Source organism: Hydrogenophaga sp., assembly GCF_041913525.1.
GTDB lineage: Bacteria > Pseudomonadota > Gammaproteobacteria > Burkholderiales > Burkholderiaceae_C > Hydrogenophaga.
The window spans coordinates 1-14348 of record NZ_JAYSFD010000010.1 but is presented as its reverse complement, the minus strand read 5'-3'; the positions used below and the strand labels follow the sequence as shown (position 1 = coordinate 14348).

The window sequence follows — 14348 nt, the reverse complement described above, 5'->3', positions numbered from 1 at the left end:
CCTCAAGCCGTGGCGCGGTAGGCGTCGGGGTCCAGGCGGCGCATTTCGGCCTCGATCCAGTCCTCGACCTCGCGCATCAACTCATCGGCATCGCGCCCCTGGCTGGGAATTGGCTTGCCAATGGAAAACTCCACCGTGCCCGGCCGCTTGATGAGGGCCTTGCGCGGCCAGCACTTGGCCGAGGTGACGGCAATGGGAATCACCGGTGCACCGGTGGCCACGGCCAGGCGGGTGCCGCCCGACTTGTACTGCCCTTTGTGGCCGCGCGCAATGCGCGTGCCCTCGGGGAACATGATCACCCAGGTGCCCTGGTCCAGCAGGCGCTGGCCTTGCTGCACCACCTTGTTGAAGGCCTGGGCGCGCTTGCTGCGGTCAATGTGGATCATGTCCATCTTGGCCATGGCCCAGCCGAAGAACGGCACGTAGAGCAGCTCTTTCTTGAACACGTAGGCCAGCGGGTGCGGCATCAGCGTGGGCATGCAAAACGTTTCCCAGGTGGACTGGTGCTTCACCAGCAGAATGGCCGGCGCCGTGCTGCCCACCGGCAGGTTCTCGAAGCCGATCACGTGGTTGCGAATGCCCAGAATCAGCTCGCCGCCCTTCACCGCCAGGCGCAGCCAGCCCGCGCACATCCAGTAAATCTGGTGGCTGTTGAGAAAGGGCGCGGCGATCAGCACGGCGAGTGCCCAGGGCACGACGGTCACCGCCATGAACAGCAGGTGCAGGATGGAACGCAGGGCGTGGACGACGATCATGGAGCGGGTTTGGGGGAAAGGGGTTGGGCCAGCAGCCAGTCGGCGAACTCGGCCAGGTCGCTGTGCACACGGGTGCCGGCCGGCAACTGGGGCCACAACTCACCAGCGGTCTCGCGCAAGGCTTCCGACTGGCCGGTGAGCAGCAAATGGGCAGGGCAACCCGCGGCGGCGGCGGCCTGTACGTGGCGCAGGGCGTTGCCGGCGGCCGGCACCTCGGCCAGGGGCACGCCAAAACGCGTGCCAATCTGGCGGAACAGGCCCGGGGCGGGCTTGCGGCAATCGCAGACCTCCTCAGGCGCATGGGGGCAGAAGAAGACGGCCTCCACGCGCGCACCCACCGCCGCCAACTGGCGGTGCATGCGAACGTGAATGGCGTTGAGCGAGGCCATGTCGAACAGCCCCCGGCCAATGCCCGACTGGTTGGTGGCCAGCACCACCCGCCAGCCCCCGTGGTTCAGGCGGGCCACCGCCTCCAGCGCGCCGGGCAGCGGCTCCCACTCGTCCGGCGAGGCCACCTTGTCGTCGCGGCTGCGGTTGAGGGTGCCATCGCGGTCGAGGATGAGCAGTTTCATCGCAGCGCTCCGTTGAGGGGCCGGGGGAGTGGCGATCAGGCCGCCAGGCGCGACAGATCGGCCACGCGGTTCATGGCGCCGTGCAGGTGGCGCAGCAGCGCCAGGCGGTTGGCCTTCAGCGCCGCGTCGTCGGCATTGACCATCACGCCGTCAAAGAAGGCGTCCACCGGCCCGCGCAGCGCGGCGAGGATCTGCAGCGAGGCGGTGTAATCGCCGGCGGCGAAGCTGCTGGCCGACTGGTCCACGATGGGGCCCAGCAGGTCAAACAGCGCGCGCTCGGCCGGCTCTTGCAGCAGCTCGGGCAGCACACCGGCGCCCTCGCCTTCGGCCTTCTTCAGGATGTTGCCAATGCGCTTGTTGGCCGCGGCCAGGGCCTCGGCCTCGGGCAGCGCGGCAAAGGCGCGCACCGCCAGCAGGCGCTTGGCCACGTCGCCCAGGCGCTGCGGGCGCAGCGCCAGCACGGCGTCCACCTCTTGGGCGGTGTAGCCCTGCTCACGCAGGCTGCCGGCCAGGCGGTCGTAGATGAAGTCGGCCAGGGCGGGCGTGGCGTCCTGAATGAGCGCACCGAAGGCCGGCACAGCGCCCGACAGCAGCGCGTCCAGGTCCAGCGGCAGGTCTTTCTCGATCAGCATGCGCACCACGCCGAGGGCGTGGCGGCGCAGGGCAAACGGGTCTTTGTCGCCGCTGGGCAGGTTGCCGATGCCGAACATGCCCACCAGCGTTTCCAGCTTGTCGGCCAGCGCCACCACCGTGCCCGTGGCGTTGCGCGGCAACTCGTCGCCGGCGAAGCGGGGCTTGTAGTGGTCTTCAATGGCGATGGCGATGTCTTCGCCCAGGCCGTCGTGGCGCGCGTAGTAGCCACCCATGATGCCCTGCAGCTCGGGGAACTCGCCCACCATGTCGGTGAGCAGGTCGGTCTTGGCCAGGCGGGCGGCCGTGTCGGCCTGGTCCACCAGCGCGGCGTTGCCCAGTTGCTGCGCGATGGCGCGGGCAATGGCGCGCACGCGCTCCATGCGCTCGCCCTGCGTGCCCAGCTTGTTGTGATAGACCACCTTGGCCAGGCCTTCAACGCGGCTCTCCAGCGTCTTCTTGCGGTCTTGGTCAAAGAAAAACTTGGCGTCGGCCAGACGCGGGCGCACCACGCGCTCGTTGCCGCCGATCACGGCGCTGGCGTCCGCCGGGCTGATGTTGCTCACCACCAGGAAGCGGTTGGTGAGCTTGCCGTGGGTGTCCACCAGCGGGAAGTACTTCTGGTTGGCCTTCATCGTGAGAATCAGGCATTCCTGCGGCACGGCCAGGAACTGCTCTTCGAAGGCGCAGGTGAGCACATTGGGGCGCTCCACCAAGGCCGTCACCTCGTCCAGCAGGGCCTCGTCCATCAGCACTTCGTAGCCCGGGCCGAGCTTCTCGGCGGCCTGGGCGAGCTGCTGCACGATGGCGAAGCGGCGGTCATTGAAGGCGGCCAGCACGGCGCCATCGCGCGCCAGGGTCTCGGCGTAGGCGTCGGCGTGGGCGATGAGCACCGGGTCCACGGCGGCCTCAAAGCGGTGGCCGTGCGTGCTGTTGCCCGCCACCAGGCCCAGGGCCGTCACCGGCACCACGGCGGCGCCGTGCAACGCCACCAGGCCGTGGGCTGGGCGCACGAATTGCACGCTGCTCCAGCCCGGCATCTCGCAGCCGGATTCGAGCTGGTAGGTCATGACCTTGGGAATGGGCAGGCGGGCGATGGCCTCGTCCAGCGCCTTCTGCAGGCCAGCGGCCAGGGCCACGCCTGGGGCAATGCTGTCGTAAAACAGCGCCTCGGCCTTGCCATCGGGGGCGCGGCGCAGGCCGGCCACGGCGCTGGCATCGGCCCCCAGGGCGGCCAGGCGCTTGAGCAGGGCCGACGTGGGCTGGCCATCGGCCCCCAGGCCCACGGTCACGGGCATGAGCTTTTGCGACACGGGCTTGTCGGCGGCCTGGGCCAGCACGCCGGTGACGTGCACGCCCAGGCGGCGCGGCGACGCAAACGGCGTGACCGTGGCATCGGCGGACGCCAGGCCCTGGTCTTTCAGCGACTGGGCCAGCACGCCGGCAAAGGCATCGCCCAGCTTCTTCAGCGCCTTGGGCGGGAGTTCTTCAACGAACAGTTCAACGAGCAGGTTCTGTGCGGTCATGTGGTGCGTCTCGGCTCAGGCGGCTTTCTTGGCGATCTGCTCAACCCATTCGCGGGGCGCCATGGGGAAGCCCAGGCGCTCGCGGCTCTCGTAGTAGCTTTGCGCCACGCTGCGGGCCAGGTTGCGGATGCGGCCGATGTAGGCGGCGCGCTCGGTGACCGAGATGGCGCCACGCGCGTCCAGCAGGTTGAAGCTGTGCGCGCACTTGAGCACCTGCTCATAGGCCGGCAGCGCGAGTTGCTGCTCCATCAGGTGCTTGGCCTGCTTCTCGTGGGCGTTGAACGCGGTGAACAGGAAATCGGCGTCGGAGTGCTCGAAGTTGTAGGCCGACTGCTCTTTTTCGTTTTGCAGGTAGACGTCGCCATAGCTCATGGTCTCAGTCCACTTGAGGTTGTAGACGTTGTCCACGCCCTGCAGGTACATGGCCAGGCGCTCCAGGCCATAGGTGATCTCGCCGGTGGCGGGCTTGCAGTCAATGCCGCCCACCTGCTGGAAGTAGGTGAACTGCGTCACCTCCATGCCGTTGAGCCAGACCTCCCAGCCCAAGCCCCAGGCGCCCAGCGTGGGGTTCTCCCAGTCGTCTTCCACGAAGCGGATGTCGTTCTTCTTCAGGTCAAAGCCCAGGGCCTCCAGGCTGCCCAGGTACAGCTCCAGGATGTTGGCCGGCGCGGGCTTGAGCACCACCTGGTACTGGTAGTAGTGCTGCAGGCGGTTGGGGTTCTCGCCGTAGCGGCCGTCCTTGGGGCGGCGGCTGGGCTGCACGTAGGCCGCTTTCCACGGCTCGGGGCCAATGGCGCGCAGAAAGGTGGCGGTGTGGCTGGTGCCGGCGCCCACCTCCATGTCGTAGGGCTGCAGCAGCGCGCAGCCCTGGGCGTCCCAGTAGGACTGCAGTTTCAGAATGATTTGCTGGAAGGTCAACATGGGCCTGGCCGATGGCAATCGGCAAACGGGTAAATCCGGCCGCCCGCGGACGCGGGGCCGCGCAAACCCGTGATTTTACGGGGCCACTGCCGCCCAGCGGCGCCTCGGCCCTCGGACAGGCGCGGGGGGCCTCACTTCTTCGTTGACGTGGCCGGCGTTGCCCCGGCAGGCGGGGTGCTGGGCGACTCGCCCTCAACCCGCCGGCGGCGCTCTGTCGCCTCCAGCCACTCCAGTGCGATCTGCGCCGCGTTGATGCGCCTCACGTAGAACCCGATGGGCGCCCCCACCGACTCCGACTTGGTGATGGCCCCCAGGTAATTGTCGAAGGCGGTGAACAGGGTGCTGAGGTCAATGGAGGCGTCGCGCCCCTTGTCCACGCTGTTGAGCGTGGCAGCCAGGCCGGACAGCTTTCCCGCCTCGGACTGCGCGACAGTCTGCGCCGCCTGGGCGACGGTTTCGCCCAGGGCGGCGCCCATTCCGAAAAAGGGCAGGCGACTGGGAACGTGAATGGCCCGGTCCACCAGCTTCTCCACGTTCTGAGCAGCGGGGGTGGTCAAGGCGCCGTTCACCAAGATGCTCACGTGAGCCGTGAACCCCTGGTCGCTGATCATTTGCCGCACATCATCAAGCACCGACTGCTCTGTGCCGAGGCCACCAGACTCGCTGTTGATCAGCGTCCCCACACGCAGGCGCTCCACCATGGCGGCGATGTCAGCGTCTGACAGCCCAGATGGCGACATCTTGCTGCGCACCAGGTGAATCATGCCCACGAAACTGGAACCGTAGGCCACACCCGTCAGCAAGGTCAGGCTCTTGTCCACCGCGTCACCCCGGGTCTGCGACGCCACTTTGATCATGCCCGCCGGGTCCGCCGGATTGAGCCGCAGCGAGGCACTTGCGAAGCTGGCGTTCCACGCCTCGATGGCCTTGGGCAAGTCCAGCGTCACCGGCTGCAGCATGGCCACCTGTCGGTGCGTGGCGTTGGCGGTGATGACCAGGGTGCCCACCAGATCGTGGCTGTCTTGCTGCTGCGCCACTAGGGCGCCGGCCTGATTGGCCAGCTTGGACGCTTGCTGGGGCAGGCCCGCGGTGTTCTCTCGCACCATCTGCTCCACACGCGAGCGCACCGCGCCCGCCGACCCTTCCGTGCCGTGGTGCTTGAAGTACTGAATGTCGATCTGCACGTTGTCACTGGCCAGCGGCTTGCGATCCACCTTGACCTGGGAAAAGTCCAGCGGGCTTTCCGACAGGCCCGAGCAATCGATCTCCAGCATGCGATCGCGCTCCACCTGTATGGCTGCGTCGTTGTCCAGCCGCTTGGCGATGTAATCGGACGCGGCTTTCTCAATGCCGTGGTTCAGCTCCTCAAGACGGGTTTCCAGGGCGGTGACGTCAATGCCCATCGACATCATTTCGCTCAAGGTCATGGCCAGGCTTCGACGCATGGACATGAGCGAGTGCATGCGCTCCAGGGCGGCGTCGGTTCGGCTTTGAATGGATCGAATCTTGTCCAGCTGCACCAACAGGCTGGGCGGCACGATGTGTCCTAGCACCAGCGCGGGATGGTCATAGGGGAGAGAAAACGACATGAGTGGTCCTCTTGGCAGGTGCCCATGCACCAAGCCAAGAAGTTTTCACGTTCTGCACACGCCGCGGCTCACGTGCGGCTGATGAACCCTTGACGATGCGATCACGGCCTGGGGCCAAACACCCAGGTACCGCGCCGGTCACCGGCCAAACCGCCTCTTGCTTCGACGGGGCCGGATGTTCAGCATCGCGCCGAAGGCCACCGCCAGCGCACCCAGCCACATCGGCACCAGGCCCCACCGCGCCGCCCAGTGGGCGTAAGGCGTGGCGCCCGTCATGCCGGTGGCGTCGGCCTCAAGGCGTCCACGCGTCAACCGTGGCCACTGCGCGGTCACCCGCCCTTTGGCATCGATCACGGCGGTGGCGCCCGTGTTGGTGGCCCGCAGCATCGGTCGGCCCAGCTCCATCGCCCGCAGACGCGAAATGGTGAGGTGCTGGTCAATGGCGACCGTGTCGCCAAACCACGCAATGTTGCTTAAGTTGACGAGCACCGTCGGCGCCTGGGCGGGGTCTCGAAACTGGACCGCCAGCTCTTCCCCAAACAAATCTTCGTAACAGATGTTCGGCGCAATGCGCTGCCCGGCCCACGCCCAGGCAGGTTGCGGCAAAGCGCCCCGATTGAAGTCGCCCAGCGGAATGTTCATCAACTCGGTGAACCAGCGGAACAACGGGGGCACGAACTCACCGAACGGCACGAGGTGGTGTTTGTCGTAGCGATACGCCGATGCCCCCCGACTGTCAGCCGCCTGGGTCAGCTCCCTCGCCACCGCCGGGGACAGGCCCCAGGCTGAATTGGTGTAACCCTCCGTGGCCGAGCCCAAGGGCAAGCCCAACAGCACACCCACTGGCGGCGCTTCATCTGCGGCCAGCGCCGCCAGGCTGCCTCGCCAAAAATCCCCGCCCAACTGCTGTGGCAGCACGGGCACCGCCGTCTCCGGGGCCACCACCAAGTGAGGCCCACGGCCAGTGCGCGCGGCCTGCACCGCCTCTTGCCACTGAGCCGGGTACCAAGACAAGGCCTGGGTCATGCCCGTGCCCGGCTCGAACTTCTGGTCTTGCGGAATGTTGCCCTGCAGCAGCCACACCTTCATCTCGCCCACTGGCGCCAGGTTGCGGTAGCCCCATGCCCGCCATCCTTCGGCAGGCCCCATCGACCACAGCGACAAGGCAAGGGGAACAATCCAGATACTCGCCCGCCCAAGGTCGCGAGCGAGAGAGCCTGAGTGGAGGCCTGCGCGAGCCGCAGAGGGCGTGCCGCCCCCAAGCCGAGGCGGCCGGCTCACCGGCGACAACAACCACGCCGCCATCCAACGCCAGGAAGCCGTGACGAGCGACCCGAGCGCGTAGGCCATCAAGGCAGCCACCGCCCCCATGCCATAGACCCCCACCCAGGGGGCCCAAGCCGCCAATGTGTCCGCATGGGCGTACCCGATCGCTCCCCAGGGAAACCCCGTGAACCAATGACCTCGCGCCAGCTCGGCCAGGGTCCACAAGGCAGCGAACATCAAGGCCTGCCGCACACGGGAAGGCGGCGCCCATGCGCACAACAGCCCCATCGCCAAGGCGTAATAAAGCGCCAGCAGCCCTGCCAGGGCCAGCACAGCCAGAACGGCCAGCCACGCGGGCATGCCGCCGTAGGTGTGCATCGACACGAAAAGCCACCAGAAGGTGCCAGCCAACCAGGCGGTGGCGAACACCCAGGCGCGCCACATGCCTTGGCCCACGCGGGTAGAGAACTGCAAGGCCACCACCAGGCCGGCCAGGGCCAGCACCTGCAGCCCCCCAGACGGTTTACCCGCCTCCCACAGACCGACCGATGCCCAAGGCCAGGCGATGGAAACAGCCTGAAGCCCCCCCATCAGAAGGCAGAGAAGGAACCACGCCAAGCCGCCTCGTCGCGCGGGCCGACCGGGAGGCCGGCGACTCATCGGGTCAAAACTCGATGGCGAGTGCAGGGAGTCGAAGAGGCTGCGCATGCGGCAGGGGCAGGCGACCGGCTCAGGTCTCGGTGGGCACCGGCATGACCTTGAACCACTTCACCGCACCGCCCTTGCTGTGAAGCACCACGAAGCGCAGGTTGTCGATGTCGTGTTCCTCGCCACGCTTGGGCACATGGCCCATGGTGTGGGCGATCAGACCGCCGATGGTGTCAAAGTCGTCTTCGGGCAACTTCAGGCCGAACGACTCGTTGATGCGCTCAACCGGCGTGTCGCCGCTGACGCGCCAGGTCTTGTCGGCCAAGGCAAAGATGTCGCCATCGTCCTCGGCCACGTCAAATTCGTCCTCGATCTCGCCAACGATTTCTTCCAGCACGTCCTCAATGGTGATCAGGCCGGCCACGCGGCCGAATTCGTCGATCACGATGGCCAGGTGGTTGCGGTTGCCGCGAAACTCCCGCAGCAGATCGTTCAGCCCCTTGCTTTCCGGCACAAAGGTGGCGGGGCGCAACAAGGCACGTATGTTGAGCTCTGGCGCCCGCTGCAGCTTGAGCAGGTCTTTGGCCAGCAGGATGCCGATGATGTTCTCGCGCTCGCCTTCGTACACCGGGAATCGCGAGTGCGCCGTGTTGATGACGATGTGCAGCAACTCGTCGTATGGCGCATCAATGTTGAGCACATCCATGCGGGGAGCGGCCACCATCACATCACCCGCGCTCATGTCCGCGATGCGGATCACGCCCTCCAGCATCACCCGCGACTCGGCGTTGATGATGTCGTTGTCCTCAGCCTCGGCCAAGGTCTCGATCAGCTCGTCCTTGGAGTCAGGCCCGGGGTGAATGAACTCCGCGAGTTTTTGCAGAAATCCGCGTTTGTCGACATGCCGCAGGCTGCGCTGCGGCCCACTACTGGGGGGGGAATCGGCCACTGAAGGGAAGGGTTGGTTGAAACAGGGGGCAAGAATACCCCATGGTCATGACGCCATGCAAAACCCGGGCCTGCCGCTTCGGCGTGTGGCTCAGCCTCGCGCTTTGTCGCGCGCATCGCGCACGCCCTGGCGAATGTCCTGCAACACCGACAACATGTCCCAGAACTGCTTGGCCTGGGCCTTGAGGTGGTAATCGGTCACCGCGACTTGCTCATTCACGATTTCCGCGACGCGAGAGTCAAAGTCGGCCGGTGGCAGGCGCAAATGGGCCTCGCTCTCGGAGCCAGCCCGCTCGATCACCGCCCCGGCGTTGCGTGCGATCTTCAGCATGGCGGTGTTTTCCGACAGGGCATGAATGAAAAGCTGCGTGACACCCTCGTTTCGCGCCTTGGTGGCGGCGCGCTCGAACAGCATGCCGCCATAGCCGCGCCCACGCACCTTGGGCGACACCGACACCCCAAACTCAGCACAACTGGACAGTTGCGGGTCCACCGAAAAGGCCAGGTGTGCCATGCCGATCAACTCGAGCTTGCGATTGAAGATACCGAACAGCTCATCCCGGTCAAAGTTCAACTGGTCCACGTAGCGGCGAATCTGCTCGTCGTTGGCCATGTAGCCAAAGCGCAGGTAGCGGTCATGCGGCTCCAAGGCCAGCAGGTGGCTGAGGATGGCGTCGCGGTGCGAGGGCGAAAGTGACCGAATGGGCACTCGCTTGCGCGAGGGCGTCGGCACGGGCGTGGAGATGGCGTCAGGCATGGCGATCTAGGGTTAACCCTATATTGGAAACCAATTCCACCGGCAATTGGTGTCACAGGGCTTGTACACGACAGACGGCCCCGCGCAAAGCGGGATCAAACGGGTAGCGCCGTGGTGCGTTTGACCCAGTCCATGACAAAGCTTGTCTTGCAGTCTTGCACGCTGGGATGCTTGAGCAAGGTGTTCATCATGAACTGGGAATACGCCGCCATGTCCGCCACCACCAGGCACAACTGGTAATCCATTTCACCGGTCAGGGCAGAGCATTCCACCACCTCTGGCCACCCCATCACGCTGGCCCGGAACTCGTCCATGGGGTTACGCTTGGCGCTGCCGCTGTGCTTTTCCAGCCTGACGCTGACATAGGCCGTGAGCCCCAGGCCCAAAGCCTCTGGCTTCAACAGCGCCACATAGCGCTCGATGACCCCACTGTCTTCGAGGCGGCGAATGCGGCGTAGAACGGCGCTGGGCGACAGGCCGACTTGCTGGGCCAAATCGTCGTAGGTACGGCGCCCGTCCTGCTGAAGGCAACGAAGAATGGCCCGATCGAGCTTGTCAAATGCGGTCATGCGCTCAATTTTGCAGGAATCTTGCGATCGACCGCCAGTTCGAGGCAAAGAACGCCATTTTTTTGCCCAGGCCCGCCCATACAGTGGCGCCCACCGCATCAGAGGAGACCGACATGACCACCAACCACGCCTCGACCTCAGCCACCACGTCCTCGGCCACCACTTGGGACAACCCCATGGGCACCGATGGCTTCGAGTTCATCGAATACGCCGCGCCCGATCCAGCCGCCATGGGCGCCCTGTTCGAACGAATGGGCTTCCAGGCCGTCGCCCGCCATCGCCACAAAGCGGTCACGCTGTACCGGCAGGGCGACATCAACTTCATCATCAACGCCGAGCCCGACAGCTTCGCCCAACGCTTCGCGCGCCTGCATGGCCCCAGCGTGTGCGCCATTGCCTTCCGGGTGCAAGACGCCAAGGCGGCCTACGAACGCGCAATCTCGCTGGGCGCATGGGGCTACGCCGGGCAGGCCGGCCCAGGCGAATTGAACATCCCCGCGATCAAAGGCATTGGCGACTCGATCATCTATTTCATTGACCGCTGGCGCGGCAAGAACGGCGCGCAGCCCGGCGACATCGGGAACATCGGGTTTTTCGATGTTGACTTCGAGCCCCTGCAGCCCAATTCGGCGGTCAACCTCAACCCAGTGGGCCATGGGCTGACCACCATCGACCACCTCACCCACAACGTGCACCGCGGCCGCATGGAGGAATGGGCCGGCTTTTACGAGCGCCTTTTCAACTTCCGCGAGGTGCGCTACTTTGACATCGAGGGCCAAGCCACCGGCGTCAAGAGCAAGGCCATGACCAGCCCCTGCGGCAAGATCCGCATCCCGATCAACGAAGAGGGCAACGAGAAGGCGGGGCAGATCACCGAGTACCTGGACCGGTACCACGGCGAGGGCATCCAGCACATCGCGCTCACCTCCACCGACCTCTACGCCTCGGTCGACAGCCTGCAGATGGCGGGCATTCAGCTGCTCACCACCAGCGAGACCTACTACGAGTTGCTGCCCAAGCGCATTCCCGACCACGGCGAAGACCTGGAAGGACTGCGCCAGCGCAACATCCTGGTCGACGGCCGCCCTGGCGACCTCTTGCTGCAGATCTTCAGCGAGAACCAGTTGGGTCCCATCTTTTTTGAGTTCATCCAGCGCAAGGGCAACCAAGGCTTCGGCGAAGGCAATTTCAAGGCACTCTTCGAAACCATGGAGCTCGACCAGGTGCGCCGCGGCGTGCTCAAGGCCTAAGGAGCCACTCATGGCCGTCCAACCCGTTGTTTATGGCAACAGCCACCGCCCGCCAAGGGGCGACTACGAACGCGCCAACGCCGACTACACCTGCACCCAGGATTGGGCGCAGTACACCGAGCAAGACCACGACACTTTCCGTCGGCTGTACCAGCAGCAATTGAGCCGCTTGCCTGGTCTGGCGTGTGACGCCTTCTTGTCCGCACTGCCCAGCATGGAACTGGGGCGTGGCATTCCCCGGTTTGGCGACATCAACCAGCGCTTGCGTCAGGCAACGGGTTGGGAAATCGTGGCAGTGCCCGGGCTCATTCCCGAGCTTGCCTTCTTTGAGCTGCTGGCGCGCCGGCGCTTTCCCGTGACCGACTGGATTCGCACGCCTGCCGAGTTCGACTACATCGTCGAGCCCGACGTGTTCCACGACCTGTTCGGCCACGTGCCCATGCTGTTCAACCCCGTGTTTGCCGACTACGTCCAACGTTACGGCGAAGGCGGCCTCAAGGCTCACGCCCTGGGCGCTGGTGAGTTGCTGGCTCGGCTTTACTGGTACACGATCGAGTTCGGCCTCATCCGGCAGGCGGACGGGCTTCGCGCCTATGGCGCCGGCTTGCTGAGCTCACCAGCAGAGCTGGCGCACAGCGTGCAATCGCCATCGGCTCGGCGTATCGGGCTGGACTTGGTGCGCTGCATGCGAACCCGCTACACCATCGATTCCTTTCAGGCCACCTACTTTGTGATCGACAGCCTGGACCAACTGATTGACATGACGGCGCCCGATTTCGCGCCGCTTTATGAATTGGTCCGGGCCGCCGGCGACTTGTCGGCCGCTGCCATCCAGGCAAGCGACGTCGAGATCACCTCAGGTAAGTAGGCCAGTTCGATGTGGCCGGCCGATTCCACCCAACGGTTCTCCGCCCCCGGCAATGTGGCCGTTTCTGCCGGGAACACCACGTTGTCGGCGGCACTTGCCCAACAGAGAAAGCGCGCGTAGACGGGCTCGCAAAGCCTGGCCCGCTCCCGCCCTCTGAGCTGCGCCAGCCAGTCGCTGCCCAGGCGCATCTGCTGGCCATTGGTGGTACGGCTCCAGCGCGCCAACCATGTGCCCTGGTGGGGTGTGCCAATCGTCACCACTCCCATGACGCGCTGCACTGCCAGCTGGGGCTGCACAGCCAACCACGCACGGATCGCCAATCCCCCCATGCTGTGCCCCACCAAGAACACACGACGCCCTGTGGCCGCCTCAGCCTGAAGTACCGCCGCACCAATCGCGTCGACATACGCGTCTATGCTGGCAAACACTGGCTCAAGATTCACCGTGACATATGGCCGCCCCTCCGCTCGGCATCGTCGCAGCCAAGGCAGCCAAAACCCCCGATTGCACAGATAGCCATGCACAAACACGACGGGCGCCAGATCACTTGGCCCCATTGCCGTGTCGGGCAACTGCCGCCATGCAAATGGCTGCCGCCACCCAAACACCTTCAGGTTTAGCCACCACTCCGTCCACCACGTCTGCGCCCAGCGCCTTGGACCTGCACGAGTGCGCCGAGACAACATGGAGGCAAGTGCCAACTCCAAAGCGATCACGCAGCTCGAGGCGACAGGAGGGGCCATGGCGAGTGCCAGCGCCAGCGGCCAGCCTTTGAGCCAGGCCACCAGACCACAGGCAATGACCAGTACCACCACCCCAACGGCCTGCAGCCTTCCCACCGCGGAGGCTTCGCTTTGCCTAGAGGTTTCGATTTCTCGCAGAACCCTTCTCCTGTCAACGACGCGCAGCACCAACCGCCAATTCAGGCTGTCGCCTAGGCGGATCAACCAACGGCCCTAGCGCGGCACACTCTGACACCAACCCATGCCAGAGTCTGAACCACCGCCATGCCCCGCTCCTTTGACGAGTTTCGCACCGCCTGCACCGCCTTACGCCTGACGGTCTTCGAACGTGGATGGCTTTCCTCCAATGGAGTTCTCTTTCGTTCCGATGAAGGAAACTGCCTGGTCGACACCGGTTACGCCACCCATGCCCCGCAAACCGTGGCCTTGGTCAAATCTGCCCTCAATGGCGCACCGCTTCACACCGTGATCAACACGCACCTGCACAGCGACCATTGTGGAGGCAACGCCGCCTTGGCTGGCGTCTACCCAGGCCTAGAGGTCCTCATTCCGCCAGGCCAAACCGCAGCAGTCGCCGCATGGGACACCGACGCCCTCAGCTACGGGCCAACCGGACAGACCTGTCCCCGTTTCCATTTCACCTCAACGCTGTCACCTGGACAGTCGATCCGCCTCGGAGGATGGACTTGGCAAATACATGCCGCGAAGGGCCATGACCCCCATTCAATCGTCTTGTTCCAGCCAGAGCACGGCGTCCTGCTCTCCGCTGACGCCCTTTGGGAAAACGGGTTTGGCGTGGTCTTTCCCGAGCTTGACGGCATTGACGCCTTTGACGAAGTCGGCACCACGCTCGACCTCATCGAGTCTCTGTCCCCAAACTTCATCGTGCCGGGCCACGGCGCTGCATTTACCGACCTCGATGGCGCGCTGCAAAGGGCACGCTCACGCCTTGCCCAGTTCCAGAGATCCCCTGAGAAACACCGCCGTCATGCGGTCAAAGTCTTGATCAAATTCAAGCTGTTGGAATGGCAGCAAACCGACATCGCCCAATTGATCAACTGGTTTCGCGAAACGCCCTATTTCCGCACCATCGCCCCAAGCGACGGCATGACCTCAACAGACAGCAAGAGCGTCGCCACCTATCTGCACGGCCTGCTGCATGAACTCCAAAAGGCAGGCGCACTGGAGATCCTCGGCAACTCAGTACGCAATCGCTAAATCTGAGGCAACGTTGAATGCCTAATGGTCATTATCTGACCTGCCCCCCATAAGGCGTACCAGTTGAAGGTTAGTAGAGTCCGTTTAC

13 protein-coding genes are annotated in these 14348 nt (G+C 64.9%); 3 read left to right on the top strand and 10 right to left on the bottom strand.

What is annotated here, in order from left to right; all coding sequences use genetic code 11:
- Positions 1 to 2 precede the first annotated feature (2 nt).
- The 9 genes from ACE3RQ_RS12990 to ACE3RQ_RS12950 all read right to left on the bottom strand — a co-directional run bounded on the left by ACE3RQ_RS12990 (position 3) and on the right by ACE3RQ_RS12950 (position 10181).
- Entirely contained in the window at positions 3 to 755 is a 753-nt protein-coding gene (locus tag ACE3RQ_RS12990) for a lysophospholipid acyltransferase family protein (protein WP_374522446.1), read from the bottom strand.
- The gene (gmhB, locus tag ACE3RQ_RS12985) at positions 752 to 1327 is read right to left on the bottom strand and encodes a D-glycero-beta-D-manno-heptose 1,7-bisphosphate 7-phosphatase (protein WP_374522445.1); all 576 of its coding nucleotides are present in this window, start codon (positions 1325 to 1327) and stop codon (positions 752 to 754) included. The genes ACE3RQ_RS12990 and gmhB overlap by 4 nt, the downstream gene beginning before the upstream one ends.
- Positions 1328 to 1362: 35 nt before the next feature.
- Positions 1363 to 3483, bottom strand: a complete 2121-nt coding sequence (gene glyS, locus ACE3RQ_RS12980; RefSeq protein ID WP_374522444.1) for a glycine--tRNA ligase subunit beta — start codon at positions 3481 to 3483, stop codon at positions 1363 to 1365.
- 15 nt (positions 3484 to 3498) lie between these two features.
- Positions 3499 to 4404, bottom strand: coding sequence for a glycine--tRNA ligase subunit alpha (gene glyQ, locus ACE3RQ_RS12975; RefSeq protein WP_374522443.1), 906 nt, complete (start codon positions 4402 to 4404; stop codon positions 3499 to 3501).
- 131 nt (positions 4405 to 4535) lie between these two features.
- Complete coding sequence (locus tag ACE3RQ_RS12970; protein WP_374522442.1) at positions 4536 to 5993, bottom strand: hypothetical protein; 1458 nt, start codon at positions 5991 to 5993, stop codon at positions 4536 to 4538.
- A gap of 138 nt (positions 5994 to 6131) precedes the next feature.
- Positions 6132 to 7919 carry an apolipoprotein N-acyltransferase gene (gene lnt, locus ACE3RQ_RS12965; protein ID WP_374522441.1) on the bottom strand — a complete coding sequence of 596 codons (1788 nt, stop codon included), beginning with the start codon at positions 7917 to 7919 and terminating at the stop codon, positions 6132 to 6134.
- 70 nt (positions 7920 to 7989) lie between these two features.
- Positions 7990 to 8856 carry an HlyC/CorC family transporter gene (locus ACE3RQ_RS12960; RefSeq protein ID WP_374522440.1) on the bottom strand — a complete coding sequence of 289 codons (867 nt, stop codon included), beginning with the start codon at positions 8854 to 8856 and terminating at the stop codon, positions 7990 to 7992.
- A 90-nt stretch (positions 8857 to 8946) separates the two neighbouring features.
- Positions 8947 to 9612, bottom strand: coding sequence for a GNAT family N-acetyltransferase (locus tag ACE3RQ_RS12955; RefSeq protein ID WP_374522439.1), 666 nt, complete (start codon positions 9610 to 9612; stop codon positions 8947 to 8949).
- A 95-nt stretch (positions 9613 to 9707) separates the two neighbouring features.
- Entirely contained in the window at positions 9708 to 10181 is a 474-nt protein-coding gene (locus ACE3RQ_RS12950; protein WP_374522438.1) for an Lrp/AsnC family transcriptional regulator, read from the bottom strand.
- Between the two features lie 113 nt (positions 10182 to 10294).
- Between ACE3RQ_RS12950 and hppD the strand changes: the two genes are divergently transcribed.
- Complete coding sequence (gene hppD / locus ACE3RQ_RS12945; protein WP_374522437.1) at positions 10295 to 11431, top strand: 4-hydroxyphenylpyruvate dioxygenase; 1137 nt, start codon at positions 10295 to 10297, stop codon at positions 11429 to 11431.
- 10 nt (positions 11432 to 11441) lie between these two features.
- Positions 11442 to 12299, top strand: coding sequence for a phenylalanine 4-monooxygenase (gene phhA, locus ACE3RQ_RS12940; RefSeq protein ID WP_374522436.1), 858 nt, complete (start codon positions 11442 to 11444; stop codon positions 12297 to 12299).
- Here phhA and ACE3RQ_RS12935 read toward each other — a convergent pair.
- The gene (locus tag ACE3RQ_RS12935) at positions 12218 to 13210 is read right to left on the bottom strand and encodes an esterase/lipase family protein (RefSeq protein ID WP_374522435.1); all 993 of its coding nucleotides are present in this window, start codon (positions 13208 to 13210) and stop codon (positions 12218 to 12220) included. The two genes, phhA and ACE3RQ_RS12935, sit on opposite strands and share 82 nt — an antisense overlap.
- Positions 13211 to 13306: 96 nt before the next feature.
- Between ACE3RQ_RS12935 and ACE3RQ_RS12930 the strand changes: the two genes are divergently transcribed.
- On the top strand, positions 13307 to 14260 hold the full coding sequence (locus ACE3RQ_RS12930) for an MBL fold metallo-hydrolase (protein ID WP_374522434.1): 954 nt from the start codon (positions 13307 to 13309) through the stop codon (positions 14258 to 14260).
- The last annotated feature ends 88 nt before the right edge of the window (positions 14261 to 14348 follow it).

Excerpts from the sequence above, each read along its gene's own strand:
- ACE3RQ_RS12990 (WP_374522446.1), bottom strand. The coding sequence starts at position 755 with ATGATCGTCGTCCACGCCCTGCGTTCCATCCTGCACCTGCTGTTCATG.
- gmhB (WP_374522445.1), bottom strand. The coding sequence starts at position 1,327 with ATGAAACTGCTCATCCTCGACCGCGATGGCACCCTCAACCGCAGCCGC.
- glyS (WP_374522444.1), bottom strand. The coding sequence starts at position 3,483 with ATGACCGCACAGAACCTGCTCGTTGAACTGTTCGTTGAAGAACTCCCG.
- glyQ (WP_374522443.1), bottom strand. The coding sequence starts at position 4,404 with ATGTTGACCTTCCAGCAAATCATTCTGAAACTGCAGTCCTACTGGGAC.
- ACE3RQ_RS12970 (WP_374522442.1), bottom strand. The coding sequence starts at position 5,993 with ATGTCGTTTTCTCTCCCCTATGACCATCCCGCGCTGGTGCTAGGACAC.
- lnt (WP_374522441.1), bottom strand. The coding sequence starts at position 7,919 with ATGAGTCGCCGGCCTCCCGGTCGGCCCGCGCGACGAGGCGGCTTGGCG.
- ACE3RQ_RS12955 (WP_374522439.1), bottom strand. The coding sequence starts at position 9,612 with ATGCCTGACGCCATCTCCACGCCCGTGCCGACGCCCTCGCGCAAGCGA.
- ACE3RQ_RS12950 (WP_374522438.1), bottom strand. The coding sequence starts at position 10,181 with ATGACCGCATTTGACAAGCTCGATCGGGCCATTCTTCGTTGCCTTCAG.
- hppD (WP_374522437.1), top strand. The coding sequence starts at position 10,295 with ATGACCACCAACCACGCCTCGACCTCAGCCACCACGTCCTCGGCCACC.
- phhA (WP_374522436.1), top strand. The coding sequence starts at position 11,442 with ATGGCCGTCCAACCCGTTGTTTATGGCAACAGCCACCGCCCGCCAAGG.
- ACE3RQ_RS12930 (WP_374522434.1), top strand. The coding sequence starts at position 13,307 with ATGCCCCGCTCCTTTGACGAGTTTCGCACCGCCTGCACCGCCTTACGC.